This window comes from Brevirhabdus sp. (assembly GCF_052826345.1).
The window spans coordinates 1-18,459 of record NZ_JBRBUA010000022.1; the positions used below are offsets into that span (position 1 = coordinate 1).

The 18,459-nt window shown below is 68.3% G+C and carries 18 protein-coding genes and 1 pseudogene; 10 read left to right on the forward strand and 9 right to left on the reverse strand.

Features of this window, described 5'->3' with window-relative positions; all coding sequences use genetic code 11:
• From ACU0BR_RS03815 to ACU0BR_RS03825, 3 genes and pseudogenes are all read right to left on the reverse strand, one after another.
• A pseudogene (locus ACU0BR_RS03815) lies at positions 1-230 on the reverse strand (lipocalin-like domain-containing protein); the annotation flags it as partial.
• The gene (locus ACU0BR_RS03820; protein WP_446155520.1) at positions 220-2,820 is read right to left on the reverse strand and encodes an FtsX-like permease family protein; all 2,601 of its coding nucleotides are present in this window, start codon (positions 2,818-2,820) and stop codon (positions 220-222) included. The gene ACU0BR_RS03820 and the pseudogene ACU0BR_RS03815, both read right to left, overlap by 11 nt.
• Positions 2,817-3,473, reverse strand: coding sequence for an ABC transporter ATP-binding protein (locus ACU0BR_RS03825; RefSeq protein WP_446155521.1), 657 nt, complete (start codon positions 3,471-3,473; stop codon positions 2,817-2,819). Before ACU0BR_RS03825 ends, ACU0BR_RS03820 begins: the two co-directional genes overlap by 4 nt.
• Positions 3,474-3,660: 187 nt before the next feature.
• Here ACU0BR_RS03825 and ACU0BR_RS03830 point away from each other — a divergent pair, with 187 nt between their 5' ends.
• The gene (locus tag ACU0BR_RS03830; RefSeq protein ID WP_446155522.1) at positions 3,661-5,073 is read left to right on the forward strand and encodes an FAD-binding oxidoreductase; all 1,413 of its coding nucleotides are present in this window, start codon (positions 3,661-3,663) and stop codon (positions 5,071-5,073) included.
• Positions 5,074-5,117: 44 nt separating this feature from the next.
• Here ACU0BR_RS03830 and ACU0BR_RS03835 read toward each other — a convergent pair whose 3' ends face one another.
• The gene (locus ACU0BR_RS03835) at positions 5,118-5,933 is read right to left on the reverse strand and encodes a fumarylacetoacetate hydrolase family protein (RefSeq protein WP_446155523.1); all 816 of its coding nucleotides are present in this window, start codon (positions 5,931-5,933) and stop codon (positions 5,118-5,120) included.
• A gap of 284 nt (positions 5,934-6,217) precedes the next feature.
• Between ACU0BR_RS03835 and ACU0BR_RS03840 the strand changes: the two genes are divergently transcribed.
• The 6 genes from ACU0BR_RS03840 (at position 6,218) to ACU0BR_RS03865 (ending at position 11,757) form a co-directional block, all read left to right on the forward strand.
• Positions 6,218-6,613, forward strand: a complete 396-nt coding sequence (locus ACU0BR_RS03840) for a hypothetical protein (RefSeq protein ID WP_446155524.1) — start codon at positions 6,218-6,220, stop codon at positions 6,611-6,613.
• 76 nt (positions 6,614-6,689) lie between these two features.
• The gene (locus ACU0BR_RS03845; RefSeq protein ID WP_446155525.1) at positions 6,690-8,108 is read left to right on the forward strand and encodes a multicopper oxidase family protein; all 1,419 of its coding nucleotides are present in this window, start codon (positions 6,690-6,692) and stop codon (positions 8,106-8,108) included.
• 80 nt (positions 8,109-8,188) lie between these two features.
• Positions 8,189-8,587 carry a Cu(I)-responsive transcriptional regulator gene (gene cueR / locus ACU0BR_RS03850; protein ID WP_446155526.1) on the forward strand — a complete coding sequence of 133 codons (399 nt, stop codon included), beginning with the start codon at positions 8,189-8,191 and terminating at the stop codon, positions 8,585-8,587.
• A gap of 95 nt (positions 8,588-8,682) precedes the next feature.
• On the forward strand, positions 8,683-9,864 hold the full coding sequence (locus tag ACU0BR_RS03855; protein ID WP_446155527.1) for a M24 family metallopeptidase: 1,182 nt from the start codon (positions 8,683-8,685) through the stop codon (positions 9,862-9,864).
• A 10-nt stretch (positions 9,865-9,874) separates the two neighbouring features.
• Complete coding sequence (doeB, locus tag ACU0BR_RS03860; RefSeq protein ID WP_446155549.1) at positions 9,875-10,864, forward strand: N(2)-acetyl-L-2,4-diaminobutanoate deacetylase DoeB; 990 nt, start codon at positions 9,875-9,877, stop codon at positions 10,862-10,864.
• Positions 10,865-10,869: 5 nt separating this feature from the next.
• Complete coding sequence (locus tag ACU0BR_RS03865; RefSeq protein WP_446155528.1) at positions 10,870-11,757, forward strand: serine hydrolase domain-containing protein; 888 nt, start codon at positions 10,870-10,872, stop codon at positions 11,755-11,757.
• 41 nt (positions 11,758-11,798) lie between these two features.
• On the opposite strand, the gene ACU0BR_RS03870 is transcribed toward ACU0BR_RS03865, so the two are convergent.
• Positions 11,799-12,779, reverse strand: a complete 981-nt coding sequence (locus tag ACU0BR_RS03870; protein ID WP_446155529.1) for an MBL fold metallo-hydrolase — start codon at positions 12,777-12,779, stop codon at positions 11,799-11,801.
• A 217-nt stretch (positions 12,780-12,996) separates the two neighbouring features.
• A complete protein-coding gene (locus tag ACU0BR_RS03875) occupies positions 12,997-13,539 on the reverse strand; it encodes an SH3 domain-containing protein (protein ID WP_446155530.1) in 543 nt (180 codons plus the stop codon).
• A 130-nt stretch (positions 13,540-13,669) separates the two neighbouring features.
• Here ACU0BR_RS03875 and ACU0BR_RS03880 point away from each other — a divergent pair, with 130 nt between their 5' ends.
• Positions 13,670-14,656, forward strand: coding sequence for a 2-hydroxyacid dehydrogenase (locus ACU0BR_RS03880; RefSeq protein WP_446155531.1), 987 nt, complete (start codon positions 13,670-13,672; stop codon positions 14,654-14,656).
• A gap of 84 nt (positions 14,657-14,740) precedes the next feature.
• Here the strand turns inward: ACU0BR_RS03880 and ACU0BR_RS03885 are convergent, their stop codons facing one another.
• Complete coding sequence (locus tag ACU0BR_RS03885; protein ID WP_446155550.1) at positions 14,741-15,550, reverse strand: lytic murein transglycosylase; 810 nt, start codon at positions 15,548-15,550, stop codon at positions 14,741-14,743.
• A 156-nt stretch (positions 15,551-15,706) separates the two neighbouring features.
• On the opposite strand from ACU0BR_RS03885, the gene ACU0BR_RS03890 reads away from it, so the two are divergent.
• Both ACU0BR_RS03890 and ACU0BR_RS03895 read left to right on the forward strand, forming a co-directional pair.
• Entirely contained in the window at positions 15,707-15,907 is a 201-nt protein-coding gene (locus ACU0BR_RS03890) for a CsbD family protein (protein ID WP_446155532.1), read from the forward strand.
• The gene (locus ACU0BR_RS03895) at positions 15,907-16,407 is read left to right on the forward strand and encodes a pyridoxamine 5'-phosphate oxidase family protein (RefSeq protein ID WP_446155533.1); all 501 of its coding nucleotides are present in this window, start codon (positions 15,907-15,909) and stop codon (positions 16,405-16,407) included. Before ACU0BR_RS03890 ends, ACU0BR_RS03895 begins: the two co-directional genes overlap by 1 nt.
• A gap of 112 nt (positions 16,408-16,519) precedes the next feature.
• Here the strand turns inward: ACU0BR_RS03895 and panB are convergent, their stop codons facing one another.
• Both panB and panC read right to left on the reverse strand, forming a co-directional pair.
• Positions 16,520-17,329, reverse strand: coding sequence for a 3-methyl-2-oxobutanoate hydroxymethyltransferase (panB, locus tag ACU0BR_RS03900; RefSeq protein ID WP_446155534.1), 810 nt, complete (start codon positions 17,327-17,329; stop codon positions 16,520-16,522).
• The gene (gene panC, locus ACU0BR_RS03905; protein ID WP_446155535.1) at positions 17,326-18,201 is read right to left on the reverse strand and encodes a pantoate--beta-alanine ligase; all 876 of its coding nucleotides are present in this window, start codon (positions 18,199-18,201) and stop codon (positions 17,326-17,328) included. The genes panB and panC overlap by 4 nt, the downstream gene beginning before the upstream one ends.
• Positions 18,202-18,459: the final 258 nt, after the last annotated feature.

Sequence of the window (18,459 nt, forward strand, 5' to 3'; positions counted from 1 at the left end):
GCGGTCAGATACCACCATTCGACGCGGTAGCCGTAATGCGCGCCGTGATCGGCGGGGAACTGCAACCGGCGGCCGGGCGCGGGCACCTCGAAACCGTCGGCGCTGCTGCCCAATCCGGCAAATCCCGCCCCCACGCCCTGCGCGCCGCCGCCCTGCGGCACCCCCAGGAGGGCGGCCAGCAGCACCGGCAACAGCAGTTTTTTCAGAATGCGGTGTGGATCAGCGTTCATTGGCAAAGACTTTCAGAAAGCCCGAGGGCGGCCTGCGCGACAGGCGCCACAGCGGCAGCGCGCTGGCCAGCAGCGCGGCCAGCATCGCCAGCGCAAACAGGCGCAGCCAGTCCTGCGGAAAGAGCGACATCGGCAACCGCCAGCCGAAGGCGGCTACATTGACCACCGCCAACAGCACCCAGGCCAGCAACAGACCCACCGGCAGCGCGATCAGATAGGTCAGGGCGGCCAGCATTAGGCTGCGGGCGAGCTCCAGCCAGGCCAGCCTGCGCCGCGTCACCCCCAGCGCCCAGACCGGGGCCAGTTGCGGCAGGCGCATCACCGACAGGCTCAGCAGGCTGGTCAGGATCGCGAAACCGGCCACCGCCAGCGTCAGCAGATTCAGCGCCGCTGTCACGGTGAAGGTCCGCTCGAAGATGCCCAGCGACAGCGCCTTGATCGCGGCCTGATCGCGGATGGCGTCGCGCGGCAGGCCGAAATCGTCCACCAGCGCCGCGATCAGCGCCTCGACCCGGTCCGGCGGCAGCCGCAGCCCGAACCGCAGCCGCTGCACGTCGGGGAAGGCCTGTGTCAGCCTGTCGGGCGAGACCAGGATCTGCGCGCGCGTATTGCCGTAGTCGGAATAGACCCCGGCCACTTGCAAGTTGCCCAGCGGGCCCGCCTGAATGCGTGCGCCGGGGCGCAGGCCCCTGCTGCGCGACATCTGCTCGTTGATCATCGCGGCCCGCCCGCCCGCGACCAGATCCCAGGCATCCGGCAGCGCGTCGAGCACCGGCCAGTTGTCGCGGTAGGTGGCATGATCGGCCACGCTGTAGATCTCTGTCGGGGCGCCCGCGATCCGCGTCTGCGCCTTCCAGATCGGCAGTACCGCATCGACCCGCGGCGCCAGCCAGCCGGTCAGCCGGTCGGCTTCTTCCGGGGTGCGGGCGCTCACGTAAAGCTCCGCCGCAAGGCGCTGGTCGAGCCACCCGGTGAAGGTCAGCCGAAAGCTCGAGACCATCGTGCCGACGCCGATGTTGGTGGCCAGCGCCAGCAACAGCGCCATCAGCGCAAGCGAAAGGCCTGGCAATTGCTGGCGGGTGTCGGCCCAGAACCAGGCGCGCAGCGGCGGCGGCGACAGCCGCTCGGCCAGCGCCAGCAGCGCGGCGATCCCCCCCGGCAGCATCAGGGCCGCCCCCAGAAGCAGGCAGCCAAGCGCCGCGAACCCCTGCATCACCCCGTCGGCGCGCAGGGCCAGCCAGCCCGCCGCGCCAAGCAGCGCGAAGCCGCACCAGGCTTGCCATTTCAGCCGCCCGGTCGAGGCGCGCAGCCATGCGCGCGGCTGTGCCGCCGCCAACAGGGGCAGGCGCCGGACCTGCCACAGCGCCTGTGCGGCGGCGATCAGCGTGCCCGCAAGCGCCATGCCCAGCCCCGTCGCGGCCCAGAACGGGTGAAATTGCAGCGAGTCCTCGATCTGCGCGCCGTAAAGCCCCTGCAGGGTGGCGGCGACATCGGGCAGCAGCAGCGCGGCGATCACATAGCCCAGCGCCACCCCCGCCGCGCCCGCCAACAGGCCCAGAACCAGCAGCTCGGCCAGCAGGGCCAGCATCAGCCGCCCGACAGGCACGCCCATCGCGCGCAGGGTGCGCAGGGCGGGGCGGCGCTGCTCGAACGCGAGGCCGATGGCGGCGTGCACGATGAAGAGCCCGACCGCGAAGGACAGCAGCCCGAAGGCGGTCAGGTTCAGATGGAAGCTTTCGGTCAGCCGGCCGATATCGCCGCCGCTGCCGCCCTCGGCCGGGGTCAGCCGCAGGCCCAGATCGGCGGGCAGATCGGTCAGCCCGTCAAGCGCGCGCGCCGGGGGCGGGCCGGTCAGCACCAGCCGCGACAGGTCTATGGGGCCGCCGGTGCCGCCGCCGCGCAGCAGGCGGTCGGCCACCACGATATCGGTAATCAGCGTGCGCGGCGGCGCGGCATCGCTGGGCACAAGCCGGGGCAGGGACGCCGACGCATTTGCGCCCGCGTCACCGGAAGCGCCCGCCAGGCCCGCCGGCCCCGTCAGGGCCGCCAGTGTCTCGGGCGTGCCGAACCCCGTGCCGGGATCGAAAAGCGCGGCCAGCGAATCGGTGAAGGCACGAGTGTCGGGAGCATCATCGGCGGCCGGTCCCGCCGCAAGTGCCGCGCTTAGCGCCTCGGTCAAGGCGCGCGACAGCACGCCGCCGCCTTTGGCCGTGCCGGTTGTCCCCACCGGGCTGGAGGATCGCTGCCGTGTCAGGCCCGCGCTCGTCAGGTCGATGCCAAGCACGCGGATGTCCTGCCCGCCCTCGACATGCAGCGTGCCTTCGATCAGCGGCGCCACCGGCCAGCCCGCCCGGCGCAGCAGCGCGAAATCGGCGGTTGCTATCTCGCCCGACGGTGCGCGCAGGCTGGGGCGGTCGGCCTCGTCAAGCACGGTGGCGGCACGCTGATAGCTGGCGCGCGCCTCGGCGTTGATGGCCTGCACGCCGGTCCAGAGGCTGGTCGCCATGGCAAGCCCCGCCAGCAGCGTCATCAGTTGCAGCGGCTGGCGCCACCAATGCGACAGCAACGCCGACAGGACGACGCGTGTCATGCCAGCTTGCCCGCGCGCAGCAGCAACCGCGTGTCCAGGCGTTCGGCCAGCCTGCGCGAATGGGTGACCATCAGCAGACCGGCCCCGGTATCGCGCACCAGTTGCAACATGAGATCCATCACCGCGTCGCCGGTGGCCTCATCCAGGTTGCCCGTCGGTTCATCCGCCAGCAGCAGCGGCGGGCGCCCGGCCAGCGCGCGCCCGATCGCGACCCGCTGCTGCTGGCCGCCCGACAGCTGTTCGGGGTAATGGCGCAGGTGATCCTTCAGCCCGAGACGCGCCGCCAGGGTGGAAATCCATTCCGGGTCGTGCCGCCGCGACAGCCGCGCCTGAAACGCCAGATTATCCGCCACGTTCAGCGAGGGGATCAGATTGAACTGCTGGAACACCAGCCCCACGCTTTCGCGCCGGACCTTGGCGCGCTGCCGGTCGGACATGGCGGTGACATCGCGCCCGTCGATCTCGATCGTGCCGCGGTCGGGGGTGTCCAGCGCGCCCAGCAGGTGCAGCAGCGTGCTTTTGCCCGACCCGGAATCGCCGGTGAGCGCCAGCGAGCGGCCCGCCACGAGCGTCAGGTCGACGCCACGCAGAACCGGCAGGGCCCCGTCGCGCGTGGCAAAGGATTTTTCAATGTCGCGGGCAACTAAAAGCATGGGGCTCCGTTTCGGACAGAGCATAGGCGCGCGGGCCGCCGGGGCAAGGGCAGAGCGGCGCGATCATGCGACTGACTGTCAGCAGGTGTGCTGCACAAGTCTCGCCAATCTTGCCAAGGGCAGGCGGATCGGCCAGATATCGGGGCCGGAGCGATTGGCGCATTCCTGGCGAAAGGGTCCCCTGTCGATGGCACGGACATTGCAACTGCGCCGCAACGACGCGGGCATCGCGGCGGCATCGGGCATCCTCGCGCAACGCTTCGGGGCGCGGTTTCAGACCGGCCGCTCCCTGCGCGAGCAGCACGGCCACACCACGACCTGGATCGACAACCAGCCGCCCGACGCCGTGATCCTGCCCCGCACCACCCAAGAGGTGCAGGACATCGTGCGGATCTGCGCCGATCATCGCACCCCGATCATCCCGTTCGGCACCGGCACCTCGCTGGAGGGGCACGTCAACGCGCCGCTGGGCGGTATCTGCCTCGATTTCAGCGAAATGGACAAGGTGCTGGAGGTCCACGCCGAGGACATGGATTGCCGCGTGCAGCCCGGCGTCACCCGCAAGGCGCTGAACGAGCATCTGCGCGCGACGGGGCTGTTCTTTCCCATCGACCCCGGCGCCGACGCCAGCCTCGGCGGGATGGCCGCCACGCGCGCCTCGGGCACCAACGCGGTGCGATACGGCACGATGAAGGACGCGGTGCTGGGGCTGCGCGCGGTCCTGCCCTCGGGCGAGGTGATGACGACGGCGCGACGGGCACGCAAGACCTCGGCCGGGTACGATCTGACCCGGCTGTTGGTCGGGTCCGAGGGCACGCTGGGCCTGCTCACGGAGCTGACGCTGAAACTGCACGGCATCCCCGAGGCGATGAGTTCCGCCGTCTGTTCCTTTCCCACGGTCGAGGCCGCGTGCAACGCGGTGATCGCCACGCTGCAACTCGGCCTGCCCGTGGCCCGGATGGAGTTGATGGATGCGGCTTCGGTCGCGGCGGTCAACGCCTACTCCAAGCTGAGCCTGCCAGAGACACCGCTGTTGCTGCTGGAATTCCACGGCAGCCACGACAGTGTGGCCGAGCAGGCCCGCGTCTTCGGCGAGATCGCGGCGGACAATGCCTCGACCGCCTTCGACTGGACCGCCGATGCCGAAGCGCGCAATCGTCTGTGGCAGGCGCGTCACGACGCCTATTGGGCGTCGTTGCAGATCCGGCCCGGCGCGCAGGCGATCTCCACCGATGTCTGTGTGCCGATCTCTCATCTGGCGGACTGCGTGACGCGGGCGCAGGCCAAGGCGGAGGACATGGGGCTGCTGGCCCCGGTGCTGGGCCACGCGGGCGACGGCAATTTCCACATGCTGCTGCTGGTGGACCGCAGCGACCCGCGCGAATGCGCCACGTCAGAGGATTTCGTGGCCTGGCTGGCGGAGCTGGCCATATCCTACGACGGCACCTGCACCGGCGAGCATGGCATCGGGCAGGGCAAGATGGGCTATCTGGAGGCCGAGCTGGGCGGCGAGGCGCTGTCGGTCATGGCGGCGGTCAAGCGCGCGGTCGATCCGCTGAACATCTTCAACCCCGGCAAGATCGTGGACCCGGCGCGATAGCGTGGCGCCTTGTCCTTCAACCGCAGCCCTTCCGCTGCGGTCCCTCAGTCGCGCTCGTTTCTGATGCGGTTGCGCAGCTGCCCCAGCCCGGTGGCCTCCACCACGATTTCATCTCCTGCGGACAGTTCCGTCCCGGTCGCGCCTTCCGCGTGGAACCCCCCCTGCGGCAAGGGCATCCACGCCACCACGTCGCCCGGACAAAGCGTGAGCTGCCCGGATATGCGCGCGATCAAGGCCGCCAGATCGCGGCCCGCCTGCGGCAGCTCCATCCATTCGGCGCGCGCGCCGTTCACGTGCATCGTCAGCGTCAGGTCGTTCAGTTGCCGCGGATCGGCATAGCTGAAACAGCCCGGCCCCAGCGCGCCGGAGCGGTCGCGGTTGTCCCAAAGCTGCGACACCTCGGGCGGCATCCCCGGAAAGGCGCCGTCGCAATAGAGGCTCAGCGCCGCGACATGGTCGAGCGCGGCCCCCGCGTCGACGCCGCGCGCGCGCCGCCCGATGATCGCGGCGATGCCCGCACGCGCATGAAGCGGATGTTCCGACGCGGGCCGCAGGATGCTGCGCCCGTGGCCCACCACCGCGCTGGCAAGCCGCGTGCAGATGCGGGTGCCGCCATCTGCGGCGATGCCCAGAAGGATGCGGATGTCGGAACCGACGGGCAGCCTGTGGCGAAAGGTGCCGGGCCGGTGGGTGACATCGCGCAGCATCGCGGCCTTGGCGCATTCGTCCAGCCCCTGCGCCTCGATCACCGATCTGAGGTCGCGCCAGCTTGGCATGAAGCGGCTGAGGTCGACGAAGCCATCCTCCACCAATGCGCCGAAATGGCACCTTCCATCGACGTCGACGGTCGCGAACTGCATGGGCTGCTCCTTCGGGGGTGGGCGCTGTTTGTCGGACATCTGGCCGGGCTCGACTGGGACCCAACGCGGCAGGCCCGCTTCGGGGTCCATGGTTGGGCACCGCGGAGCGTTCTTTAGGGGGCGGGGAGCGATCTTGGAGCAATGGCGCCGGATGCCCCGGCGTGCGCAACAGTTCGCCGCGGGTGGCGCTGGCGGAAATCGCCCTGCGGGTTTGACCTGAGGCGCCGCCGCACTTATCTTGGAACCGGCCCGTTTCGGGCACCCCTGCGCAGGAAAGCTCGCGTTTGCCACAACCCGCCGCCATAAGTCCCCGTCTGGTGTCAGGCCTGCTGTCGCCTCTGCGGATGCTGATCGTCCTGGCGCTGCTGGCGTTTCCGGGGCCGTTCGGCGTGGCGTGGGGCGCCGCCGACGCGGCGGGGCCACAAGACAGCACCTGTGCGCAGACCGAGGGCGGCGGCCCGTTTCATCATGTCGCGACCGGCTGCGAGATGGACGGCACGGCCGACGCTCAGCAATGTCAGGCCACCGTGATGTGCCCGGCCTGGCTGCCCGAGCAGGGCGCCCCCGGATTGAAGGTCGCGCTCTACGACCGGATGGCGCGGCGCAGCCTGTCCACGGTCGAGGTGGCGTCCCAGCGCGGGCTTGCGGCGGACCCGCCGCCGCCGCGCCGACACGGCTGAGCCTTTCCCGTCCGCGTCGCGAAGCCCGCCTGAGGAGGTGGCGCCGACGCATGCTGTCCCATCGAAAGAAATACATATGACACTTTCCCGACGCACGTTCCTTGCCGGAACGTCAGCAAGCCTTGGTGCGGGGCTTGTCGCCACGGCGCCCGCGGCGCAGACCGCCGAGGCCGCGACCCCCGCGCCGCAGGTCCTGCGCGCCGCCACGGCATCGTTGCAACTGGCGCCGTCCGGCTATCCCGCGACCGGCATCCTGGCCTATAACGACGCGGCGCCCGGTCCGCAGATCCGTATGAAACAGGGCGAACGCCTGAGCCGCAGGCTGGAGAACGGTCTGGATCAGGCCACGTCGATCCATTGGCACGGAATGCGCCTGCCCAACGCGATGGACGGGGTGCCGGGCATGACGCAGCCCGCCGTCGCGCCGGGTGCGGGGTTCGATTACGACTTCACGCTCAAGGATGCCGGTACCTTCTGGTATCACAGCCACAACAAATCGTGGGAACAGGTCGCGCGCGGCCTGCACGGCCCGCTGATCGTCGAGGAACCCGAAGGCGCCCCCGATGTCGATGCCGAGGAACTGCTGGTGCTGGACGACTGGCGGCTGCGCGACGATGCCTCGCTCGACCCCGACTACGCCAACATCCACGATTCCTCGCACGCGGGACGGGTGGGAAACCTGATCACCGTCAACGCGAAATACGATCTGCAAGCGCGGGCGTCCTCCGGCGACCGGCTGCGGCTGCGCATCATCAACGCGTCCAACGCGCGGATCTTCCAACTGGCCCTGAAGGGGCTGGAGGGTTGGGTCGTGGCCTATGACGGGATGCCGCTGGAAACCCCCGGCCGGATCGAAAACGCCATTCCCCTGGCCCCCGCGCAGCGGGTCGACATGATCGTCGATGTCACCGCCGATGCGGGCGGCGAGGCGTTCCTCATCGGGCTGGAGCGCAACGAGGGCTTTGCCCTGACGACCTTCAAGGTGGGCGAAGGCCGCCGCGCGCGCCGCGATGCCGCCCCCGCGCCGTTGCCGCCCAACCCGTTGCCGCAAATGACCCGCGTCATGGTCGATGCGGCGCCCGTGCAAAAGCTGAACATGTCGGGCGGCGCGATGCGCGCCCTGCGCCGGGCGGTCTACAAGGGGCGCAACATGACGGGGCAGGTGTTGATGGACGAGGGCCAGTTCTGGGCCTTCAACGGCATGGTGGGAATGAGCGACAAGCCGCTGGCGCAGGTCGCCAGGGGGGAGACGCTGCGCATTCCGATCGTCAACGACACCGTCTTCGCCCATGCCATGCACCTGCACGGCCACCATTTCCGCGAACGCCTGCCCGACGGCGGTTTCGGCCCCTGGCGCGATACGCTGTTGATCGCACCGTCGGAAACGCGTGAAATCGCCTTTGTCGCGGATAATCCCGGCGACTGGATGTTCCACTGCCACATGCTGTCGCATCAGGCGGCGGGCATGGCCACCTGGGTGAGGGTGAGCGCATGAGCCGCATGACCAACCCCGCACCGTCCTACGTGCAATCGCAACAGACCACTTCCCGTCCGACCATCGAAAGGGGACCGCTCATGAACATCGGAGCCGTCGCAGAACGCGCAAACCTGCCGCCCAAGACCATCCGCTATTACGAGGACATCGGCCTCGTCAAACCCCAGCGGGGCAGCAACGGATACCGCAGCTTCTGCCAGGATGATCTTAACAAGCTGTCGTTCATCGGACGCGCAAGGTCGCTGGGGTTCACCATCGAGGAATGCCGCGTGCTGCTGGCCCTTTACGAAAAGGAGGACCGCGCCAGCAGCGACGTCAAGAAACTGGCGGAGCAGCACCTGGGCGATATCGACCGCAAGATCGCGGAGCTGCAGTCGATGCGTGCGACGCTGGCGACGCTGGTGGAATCGTGCAACGGCGATCATCGCCCGAACTGCCCGATCCTGGAGGATCTGGCCGCCCCGGCGCGCAAGGACTGAGCGCGGGGCCCATGCGCGACATTGCGGGGTCGCAAACGGCCTTGTCGGTCTGCGCCGGAATGTGACACAGGTGGGCGAAATCCATAGGTATCTCGATGATCTCGCCCTCCCACTTCTTTTCGCCCGACGAATACACCATGCGCCTGGCCCGCACGCGCACCGTGATGGCCGACAGCGGCATCGACACGCTCGTCGTGTCCGACCCTTCGAACATGTCCTGGCTGACCGGCTACGACGGCTGGTCGTTCTATGTGCACCAGGCGGTGGTGATCTCGCTCGACCAGCCGCCCATCTGGTGGGGCCGCGCGATGGACACGCTGGGCGCGATGCGCACGGTCTACATGGATCACGACCAGATCGTGGGCTACGACGACACCTACGTCCAGAACCCGCACAAGCACCCGATGGAGACGCTGGCCGCGCTGCTGTACGACCGCGGCCTGGCGCGGGGGCGCGTGGGCGTCGAGATGGACAACTACTACTACTCCGCCGCTGCGCACCGCAGCCTGTCCGCCAACCTGCCGGGGGTGGAGCTGATCGACACCACCGGCATGGTGAACTGGCAGCGCGCGATCAAGTCGGATGCGGAAATCATCTGCATGCGCCGCGCCGCGCGCATCGTCGAGGCGATGCATGACACCATTCTGGAGAAGGCGCAGCCGGGGATGCGCAAGAACGATCTGGTGGCCGAGATTTACCACACCGCGATCACGGGCGCCGACGGCTATTGGGGCGACTATCCGGCGATCGTGCCGATGGCGCCTTCGGGCATGGATGCCACCGCGCCGCATCTGACCTGGGACGACCGCCCCCTGCGCCAGGACGAGGCGACGTTCTTCGAGATCGCGGGCGTGCACCGCCGCTATCACGTGCCGCAGTCGCGCACGCTGTTTTTCGGCGAGCCGCCCGAGAAATACCGCGAGGCCGAAAAGGCCGTGCTGGAGGCGGTGGAGGCGGGGCTGGAGCAGGCCATGCCCGGCAACCGGGCCGAGGATATCGCCAATGCCTTCAACGCCACGCTGAACCGGCTGGGGTTCGAGAAGGACAGCCGCTGCGGCTATTCCATCGGGCTCAGCTATCCGCCCGACTGGGGCGAGCGCACGATATCCTTCCGGCGCGGCGACGACACGGTGCTGGAGCCGGGGATGTGCTTTCACTTCATGCCCGCGCTCTGGCTCAGCGATGGCGGGATCGAGATCACCGAGCCGCTGCTGATCACCTCGGACGGATGTGAATGCCTTTGCCAGACGCACCGCGGCCTTTTCGTGAAGGACTGACATGACCGATCTGCCCCCCAGCCCGATCCAGCCCACCGTGCCCTTCGATGAGGACGGCACGCATCACGGATTTCTGCGCCTGCCCTACAGCCGCGACGACAGCGCCTGGGGGTCGGTGATGATCCCGATCTGCGTGATCCGCAACGGCGAGGGGCCCACCGCGCTGTTCACCGGGGGCAACCACGGCGATGAATACGAGGGGCCGCTGGCGCTGCAAAGCCTGGCGCGCGCGCTCGATCCCGCGCGCATCAGCGGGCGCGTCATCATCGTGCCGATGATGAACTACCCCGCTTTCGCCGCCGGCACGCGCACCTCGCCGATCGACGCGGGCAACCTGAACCGCAGCTTTCCGGGCAGCCCGACCGGCAGCGTCACGCAGAAGATCGCGGATTACTTCCAGCGCCATCTGGTGCCGATGGCCGACATCGTGCTCGACATGCATTCGGGCGGGCGCACGCTGGATTTCCTGCCCTTCGCCGCCGCGCATATCCTGCCCGACAAGGCGCAGGAAGACGCCTGCACCGCCGCGATGCGCGCCTTCAACGCGCCCTATTCGGTGCGGATGCTGGAGATCGACAGCGCCGGGATGTACGACGACGCGGTCGAGGCGCAGGGCAAGACCTTCGTGACCACGGAACTGGGCGGCGGCGGCATGTCCACGCCCGCCAGTGTCGCCGTGGCGCGCAAGGGCACGCGCAACCTGCTGATCCACGCGGGCATCCTGGACGGCACGCCGGAACTGGCCCCCAGTGTCGAGCTCGACATGCCCGACGGCGACTGCTTCACCTTTTCCGAAGCCACGGGCCTTTTTGAACCGCTGCTGGCCCTGGGCGCGCGCGTCGAAAAGGGTGCGCCGCTGGCACGGGTCTGGTCGGCCGACCGGACCGGGGCGGCCCCCGTGGACTACGCCGCGCGGCGCAGCGGTATCCTGGTCAGCCGCCATGTGCCGGGTCTGGTCAAGACCGGCGACTGCATGGGCGTGGTCGCCACCGAGCTCTAACGCGCATGTCGGTCTGGATCGGCTGCCGCATCGACCGCGCGGGGCGGGTGCGCCATGTCGGCCCCGCCGACGCGCGGTTTCCCTACTGGAGCTTTACCAAGACCGTCATCGCCATCTGCGCCCTGCGGCTGGCCGAGCGCGGCGCGCTGGATCTGGACGCGCCGCTGACGGGGGCCGCCTATTCCCTGCGCCAGTTGCTGGGCCATACCGCCGGCTTGCCCGACTACGCAACGCTGCCCGATTATCACCGCGCCGTCGCGGCGGGGACCCCCCCCTGGTCGCGCGCGGAAATACTGGACCGCGCGCTGGCGCGGGGGCATCTGTTCGCGCCGGGCAGGGGCTGGGCCTATTCCAACATCGGATACATGCTGGCGCGCGAGGCGCTGGAGCACGCCGCCCGGAAGCCACTGTCGGCAATGGTCGCCGAATGGATCGCGGGGCCCCTGGGCTTGCGCAGTGTCCTGCTGGCGTGCACCCCTGCCGATTTCGCGGCGCTGCACTGGCCGCAGGCGGCGGGCTATGATCCGGGCTGGGTCTATCACGGGTGTCTGACGGGCACCGCCCCCGACGCCGCGCGCCTGTTGCATGCGCTTTTTCAAGGCGACCTGCTGGGCAGGGATGCGTTGGCGCAGATGCGCAAGGCGACGCCGCTGGGCGGCGCGATCGAGGGCAGGCCCTGGACCGCCTGCGGCTATGGTCTGGGATTGATGAGCGGGCGCATGGGCCGGGCGGGCCGCGCGATGGGGCATTCGGGCGCGGGGCCGTTTTGCGTCAACGCCGTCTATCACTTCCCCGATGCGGCCGATCCGGTGACGGTGGCCTGTTTCACCACCGGCCCCGATGAGGGCGCCGCCGAGCATCGCGCGGCGGCGCTTGCAGGCGCGGTCGGGTAGACAGGAACGCGACCGGCCGACCCGTCAATCGGACCGCCCCTTCAGCCCTGAAACTGCCAAAGCGCGGGCACGTAGCGATAGCCGCCGTCCAGCTCCATCACATGCCCCACGCCGGGAAAGGGAAAGTGATAGCCGAGGATCGCGGTGCGATCCGCTGCCGTCGACTTGAGCAGCCCCATCCGGGTTTCCACCGTTTGCGGGCCGTCCATGTCGAACCCGTTGAACCAGTCGGGATGCGCGAAATTGGTGTAGGGATGGCTCATCGCGTCGCCCAGCGCGATCAGGCTTTCGCCCGCGCTGTCGACGCGCAGGCTCATGTGGCCGGGGGTGTGGCCGGGGGTGGCCATCAGGGTGATCCCCGGCGCGACCTCATGGCCGTCCTGCGCCAGGGTCCAGTCGACGCCTTCGGTCTTGATCGAGTTGACGGCCCCCACCACGAATTGCTGCGCCGCCGGATCGACACGGTCGACCAGCCCGTCCTGCATCCAATAGGCGTGTTCATCGGCGCCGATGATATATTCCGCGTCCGGCAGGATCGGTTCATCGAAATCGTCGCGCAGGCCCAGGATGTGATCGGGGTGCGCATGGGTGATGACCACATGGGTGATCGAGGCGGGGTCGATCCCGGCCTGTTCCAGATTGGCCATCAGCCGCCCGGCGGTCGGCAGGAACCGGTTGCCCGAGCCCACATCGACCAGCACCCGCGCATCGCCGAGATCGACGACCAGGTGGTTGGTGTGGGAATAATTCTCGCTGGTGGACAGGAAATGCGCCTCCAGGAAATCCTTTACCTCGGCCGGGTCCGCGTTGACGCCCAGCCCGGACACCGGGGTGGTGAAGAAACCGTCGGACACCACGGTCATTTTCGCGTCGCCGATGGTGAACCGGAAATGCGCCGGGTTGGCGGCGGCCGGGGCGCCCAGCTGCGCGCGCGCGGGCGCAGCCGCCGCGCTGAGGGCCAGGGCAGGGGCGGCGGCGGCCAGTTTCATCAGGTCTCGGCGGCTGGGGCGATCGGCGGGCATGGGCTCACTTTCGGTCAGGGACGGTTTCGGTCAGGGGGTGTTTCGTTCCGCGGTGCGGTGGTGGCGGAATGCTAGCGCGCGCAGGGGCGCGCGGGCAAGGGTTCCCGGGGCCGCAGCTTGCCCCGCATCGCCGCGGTTCGCGACAGCAGGCGGCCCGGTCGATGCCGCGGTCGACGCCGCGGTGGATGTTCCGGGGAAGGCCCCGGCGGGTGGTGCCTTATTGGCGGGTTTCGCTGTCGTCGACGCCCCAGACGACGGCCTTGCGCACCCAGCCCTCCTGTCCTTCGACGGACAGCGAGCACCATTCCTCGATACATTCGCCCAGCTTGGCGATGACGCCCGATTCCGCATAGGCGCGGGGGCGGGCGCGGTCGTTGGGTTCCGCGCGCAGGGCGGTCAGGTCTTCCTTGACGATCACGGTGCGCACACCCGAAAGAAGCGAGTAGTGGACCCAGCCGCCGAAACCCTCCTGATCGCGCACGCGCCGCCAGTTGCCGTATTCGCCGGTGATTTCCAGCGGCATGTCGCGCCGGGTGAACACCCAGTCGATGCGATGGGTCAGCGACGGGCCGCGCCGCACGTTGCCCTCTTTCGCCTTGAGCGACACGTAGCGCGGGATCGGCAGATTGGTGACCGGGCCGCGTTCCACCGCGACCGCACCGTCGCCCGCCGCGCCGTCCTGCGTGATATCCGCCGCCAGCGGTCCCGCCCAGACCAGGGCGGCCGCGATGGCCAGTGCCTTGCATTTCGCTGAAATCATGGAACCGCCTGCAATGGTGTCCTTTTCATCCATCTGCCTGACGCAGACGCATCCCGACGCTTGTTCCTCGCCCAAGACTGGGGCAGTTTGCCACGAACAGCTCGCTTGTGAAAGTCTGGGAGGACAGCCAATGCCCGCCAAACGTCTGAGTGTTGTCGTCACGCGACGGTTGCCCGAGGCAGTCGAGACACGGATGAAGGAGCTTTTCGACGTCAACCTCAGCGAGAGCGACACCGCGATGTCGCGCGAGGCGCTGGCAGAGGCGATGCGCGGCGCCGATGTTCTGGTGCCCACCGTGACCGACACGATCGACGCGACGCTGCTGGCGCAATCGGGCGAGCGGCTGAAACTGATCGCGAATTACGGCGCCGGGGTGGATCACATCGACGTGGCAACCGCGCGCCAGCGCGGCGTGCTGGTCAGCAACACCCCCGGCGTGGTGACCGAGGACACCGCCGACATGACGATGGCGCTGATCCTCGCCGTCACCCGCCGCAGTCCCGAAGGGCTGGCGCTGATGCAGGCGGGATCCTGGACCGGCTGGTCGCCCACCGCGCTGCTGGGCGGGCGCGTCGGCGGGCGCAGGCTGGGCATCCTGGGGATGGGCCGGATCGGCCAGGCGGTGGCGCGGCGGGCCAAGGCCTTCGGAATGCAGATCCACTATCACAACCGCCGCCGCCTGCGCGCGGAGGTCGAGACGGAGCTGGAGGCGACCTATTGGGAAAGCCTCGACCAGATGGTCAGCCGCATGGACATCCTGTCGGTGAACTGCCCGCACACGCCCTCGACCTTTCATCTGATCAACGCGCGGCGGCTGAAGCTGATGAAACCCACGGCGGTGGTGGTCAACACCTCGCGCGGCGAGGTGGTGGATGAGAACGCCCTGACGCGGATGCTGCGGGCGGGCGACATCGCGGGCGCGGGCCTCGATGTGTTCGAGCGCGGCCCCGAGATCAACCCGCGCCTGCGCGAGCTCACCAATGTGGTGCTGCTGCCGCATATGGGATCGGCGACCCGCGAGGGGCGGCTGGAAATGGGCGAGAAGGTTCTGATCAACATCAAGACCTTCGCCGACGGGCACCGCCCGCCGGATCTGGTCGTCCCCGCGATGCTGTGATGCACCGCCCGGGATTTTCCGCCCGAACCTGCGGGGCCGGGCGGAAAGTCCCGCAATGCGGGACCCCCGGGCGCCTGTCCCGCGTCAGCTGTCGATCTTCTTGGCCATGATGGCGATGGCTTTCTGATAGACGCCGGCCGCGTTCCATTCCTTGATTACGCGGAAATTCGGCTGGCCTTCCTGATAGCCCTGACCGGGCTGCCACCCCTTTTGACTGAGGTAATTGGCGGTCGAGGCCATCGCATCGGCGAAATTGTTCAAATCCAGCCGACCGTCGCCGTTTCCGTCCACGCCATAGCGCAGCGCGTTGCCGGGCAGGAACTGGGTGTGGCCCAGCTCGCCGTGGCGCGCGCCGATGGAATTGGCGGAAATCACGCCGTTGTCGGTCAGCTTCAGCGCGGCCATCAGGTGATCGGTGAAGAAATCCGAGCGGCGGCAATCATAGGCGAGCGTCGCGATCGCCGACAGCACGTTGCTGTCGCCCATGAAGTTGCCGAACCCCGTTTCCATCCCGTGGATCGCGATCAGCACGCCCGCGGGCACGCCGAACCTGCGTTCCAGCCGGTCGAACAGCGCGGCATTCCTGGCCTTGCGCTTGCGCCCTTGCTTGACGATCGTGGCGGACCCGCGGATCTGCATGAACTTGTCGAGCGAATAGTTGAAACTTTTCTGATTGCGGTCCGCGCTGATGGTGCGCTTCGCATAGCTGGTGCCCGCCAGGGCAGACAGGCCGCGCTGGCCGATGCCCGCCGCCGCCGCCTCTTGCGCGAACTGTGATTTCCAGGCGTCATAGCCCGAGGCCGTGTTGCCGCATTGCGCGGCCCATGCCGCGTTGCCGACGAGAAGGGCCGCACCGAAGGTGGCCGCCGTCATCAAGCGGGATAGGGAATGCATCATGGTCTCTCCGTCTGTTCGTTTCATACTGCCGGACCCGCCCTGCCGGTCAGGATCACGCCGGGTCTCGTCTTTTTCGCAGATCGCTCTGTCACGGAGGGAACAAGCGGAAGGGGCCATACGTTCCCTCAGCAGTGTAACAGTAGGAGTATTGTGATGAATTGGGATCAGATCGAAGGCAACTGGAAGCAGTTCAAGGGCCACGCGCGCGAGCAGTGGGGCGAGCTGACCGATGACGACCTCGACCAGACCGCGGGCAATCGCGACAAGCTGGAAGGCGCCATCCAGGAACGCTACGGCAAGACCAAGGAGGATGCCCGCCGCGAGGTCGATGAATGGGCCGCGAGGCACAAGTAATGGTCGATCTGAACAAAACAGATGCCGACGCGAAAGCCCAGCTGTTCGATCAGCTGGGCGATCTGCACGCCGGTATGCTGGGCGTGGATGGATCGGGGCGGCACATGCAGCCGATGACCCCCTATTTCGACCGCATCGAAGGCAAGATCTGGTTTATCACCTCGCGCGATACCGATCTGGTCTCCGCCGTGGGGCAGGGTGGTTCGGCGATGTTCACCTTCGTCGGCAAGAAGAACGACTATTACGCCTGCATGCGCGGCGACATCTCGGTGCGCCACGATGAGGCCAAGCTGGACGAGATCTGGTCGGTCGTGGCCGCGGCCTTTTTCGACGACGGGCGGCGCGACCCCGGGGTGACGCTGCTGTGCCTGGATCTGCGCGACGCCGCGATCTGGGCGACCGACGGCAATCCGTTCCACTTCGGCCTGGAAATCGCCAAGGCGAACATGGATCGCGACCGCAAGCCGGATCTTGGCAAGCATGTCGAGGTCAGCTTCTGAACGGCGAAAGCGACCCACAGGCGTCGGGCCCCCGCAGGGAACTGCGGGGGCCTTTTTCATGGAGATTTTCGGGAAGAACCCCAAGGACCCCAGGCGACCGGGGCCGCCCTGCTCAGCTGTAGGTATGGTCCTTGCCGGGGAAGCTGCGCGACTTGACCTCATCGGCGTAGTCGGACACCGCCTGTTCGATCATCTCGCCCAAGGCGCCGTAGACCTTGACGAATTTGGGCGGGGTCGGGTTCAGGCCCAGCATGTCCTCCAGCACCAGGATCTGGCCGTCGCAGTCGGCGCTGGCGCCGATGCCGATGGTGGGGATGTCGATCTGCCGGGTGATGCGCGCGGCGAGCGGTTCGACCATGCCTTCCAGCACCAGCGAAAACGCCCCGGCCTGCGCCACGGCGCGGGCGTCCTCCTCATGCGCGGGCCAGCTGTCTTCGTCGCGGCCCTGCGTCTTGAAGCCGCCCATGACGTGGCTCGACTGCGGGGTCAGGCCGATATGCGCCATCACTGGGATGCCGCGCTCGGTCAGAAAGCGGATGGTCTCGGCCATACGCTTGCCGCCTTCCAGCTTGACCGCGCCGCAGCCGGTTTCCTTCATGATGCGGGCCGCGTTGCGGAAGGCCATGTTGGGGCTTTCCTCATAGCTGCCGAACGGCATGTCGACCACGATCAGCGCGCGCCTGGTGCCGCGCACCACGGCGCGCCCGTGCATGATCATCAGATCCAGCGGCACGCCCACGGTGCTTTCCATGCCGTGCATCACCATGCCCAGGCTGTCGCCCACCAGGATGAAATCGGCATAACGATCGACGATCGCGGCGGTATGCGCGTGGTAGGAGGTCAACGAGATGATCGGTGCGCCCCCCTTGCGGGCGGCGATCTGGGGCACGGTGATGCGGCGGATGGGTTTCTGGGTGCTCATGTCCGGGCTCCGGCTTTGGGATGGGGGTGGATGATCGTCTGATCGATCAGCAGGATACCGTCGAAATCCGCCGATACCAGAAAGGCCACCGGACCCGTCAGCGGGCCCGAAGCCGGCTCAAGGCTGCCGACTGCGACCATGTCGACGGCTTCCAGCCGCGCGCGGGGCTCCTCGCGGATCGTGTCCGCGATCAGGTGGTGCAGTTCCTCGACCAGCACGCCGTCCTCTTCGGCGGCGCGGGCCTGCGCGGCGTTCAGCGCGCGCGACAGCACGGTGGCGGCGGCGCGGTCTTCGGGTGTCAGCCTGCGGTTGCGCGACGACAGGGCCAGCCCGTCGTCTTCGCGCACCGTGGGGGCGGCGACGATGCGCAGCGGCATGTGCAGATCGCGGACCATCTGCCGGATCACCTGCAACTGCTGATAATCCTTTTCGCCAAACACCGCGACATCGGGTCCGACGATGTTGAACAGCTTGCACACCACCGTCGCCACCCCCCGGTAATGGCCGGGGCGCAGGAGACCGTGCAGCATGTTGGCCATCTGGGTGGTCTCGACGATGGTTTCATCGCCCTCGGGATAGATCTCCTCGACCGAGGGCAGGAACACCGCATTGACATCGGCGGCGCGCAGCATCGCCAGATCGGCCTCGGTGTCGCGCGGGTATTTCTCCAGATCCGCGGGATCCTCGAACTGCGACGGGTTGACGAAGATCGATACCACGACGCGCGAGGCGTGTTCGCGCGCGGCGGCGATCAGCGACATGTGGCCCGCGTGCAGCGCGCCCATGGTGGGCACCAGGGCGACCGTGTCGCCGGCGGCGCGATACCGGGCGCCTTCGGCGCGGATCGCCTGTTTCGTTTCGCAAATCTGCATGGTTCATCCATAGCTCGGGCGAGGGTCCGTTCGTTCTACGATGCGGCGCAAGACGGGGCAAGTAACCACGGGGGCCGCGCGGGGCCGGGCGGTGTCGGCTCGCAGACCCCCGCCGCCCGCCCGCCGCTGCCTTGCCGCCGGGCGCGCGGCGGCGGCCAAGCGCGGGACTTGTCGGTTTCGCACCCTGATCGGTCGGCTCCACCTGTCCATCGCGGCGCGGTTCGGTCAATTTGGCGCCAACGGAACGAGAGGAATCAC

Coding starts and splice junctions, on each gene's coding strand:
- ACU0BR_RS03880 (WP_446155531.1), top strand. CDS start 13,670: ATGCCCGCCAAACGTCTGAGTGTTGTCGTCACGCGACGGTTGCCCGAG.
- ACU0BR_RS03870 (WP_446155529.1), bottom strand. CDS start 12,779: ATGCCCGCCGATCGCCCCAGCCGCCGAGACCTGATGAAACTGGCCGCC.
- ACU0BR_RS03855 (WP_446155527.1), top strand. CDS start 8,683: ATGATCTCGCCCTCCCACTTCTTTTCGCCCGACGAATACACCATGCGC.
- ACU0BR_RS03875 (WP_446155530.1), bottom strand. CDS start 13,539: ATGATTTCAGCGAAATGCAAGGCACTGGCCATCGCGGCCGCCCTGGTC.
- panC (WP_446155535.1), bottom strand. CDS start 18,201: ATGCAGATTTGCGAAACGAAACAGGCGATCCGCGCCGAAGGCGCCCGG.
- cueR (WP_446155526.1), top strand. CDS start 8,189: ATGAACATCGGAGCCGTCGCAGAACGCGCAAACCTGCCGCCCAAGACC.
- ACU0BR_RS03895 (WP_446155533.1), top strand. CDS start 15,907: ATGGTCGATCTGAACAAAACAGATGCCGACGCGAAAGCCCAGCTGTTC.
- ACU0BR_RS03835 (WP_446155523.1), bottom strand. CDS start 5,933: ATGCAGTTCGCGACCGTCGACGTCGATGGAAGGTGCCATTTCGGCGCA.
- ACU0BR_RS03820 (WP_446155520.1), bottom strand. CDS start 2,820: ATGACACGCGTCGTCCTGTCGGCGTTGCTGTCGCATTGGTGGCGCCAG.
- ACU0BR_RS03825 (WP_446155521.1), bottom strand. CDS start 3,473: ATGCTTTTAGTTGCCCGCGACATTGAAAAATCCTTTGCCACGCGCGAC.
- ACU0BR_RS03890 (WP_446155532.1), top strand. CDS start 15,707: ATGAATTGGGATCAGATCGAAGGCAACTGGAAGCAGTTCAAGGGCCAC.
- ACU0BR_RS03845 (WP_446155525.1), top strand. CDS start 6,690: ATGACACTTTCCCGACGCACGTTCCTTGCCGGAACGTCAGCAAGCCTT.
- ACU0BR_RS03885 (WP_446155550.1), bottom strand. CDS start 15,550: ATGCATTCCCTATCCCGCTTGATGACGGCGGCCACCTTCGGTGCGGCC.
- ACU0BR_RS03830 (WP_446155522.1), top strand. CDS start 3,661: ATGGCACGGACATTGCAACTGCGCCGCAACGACGCGGGCATCGCGGCG.
- ACU0BR_RS03865 (WP_446155528.1), top strand. CDS start 10,870: ATGTCGGTCTGGATCGGCTGCCGCATCGACCGCGCGGGGCGGGTGCGC.
- panB (WP_446155534.1), bottom strand. CDS start 17,329: ATGAGCACCCAGAAACCCATCCGCCGCATCACCGTGCCCCAGATCGCC.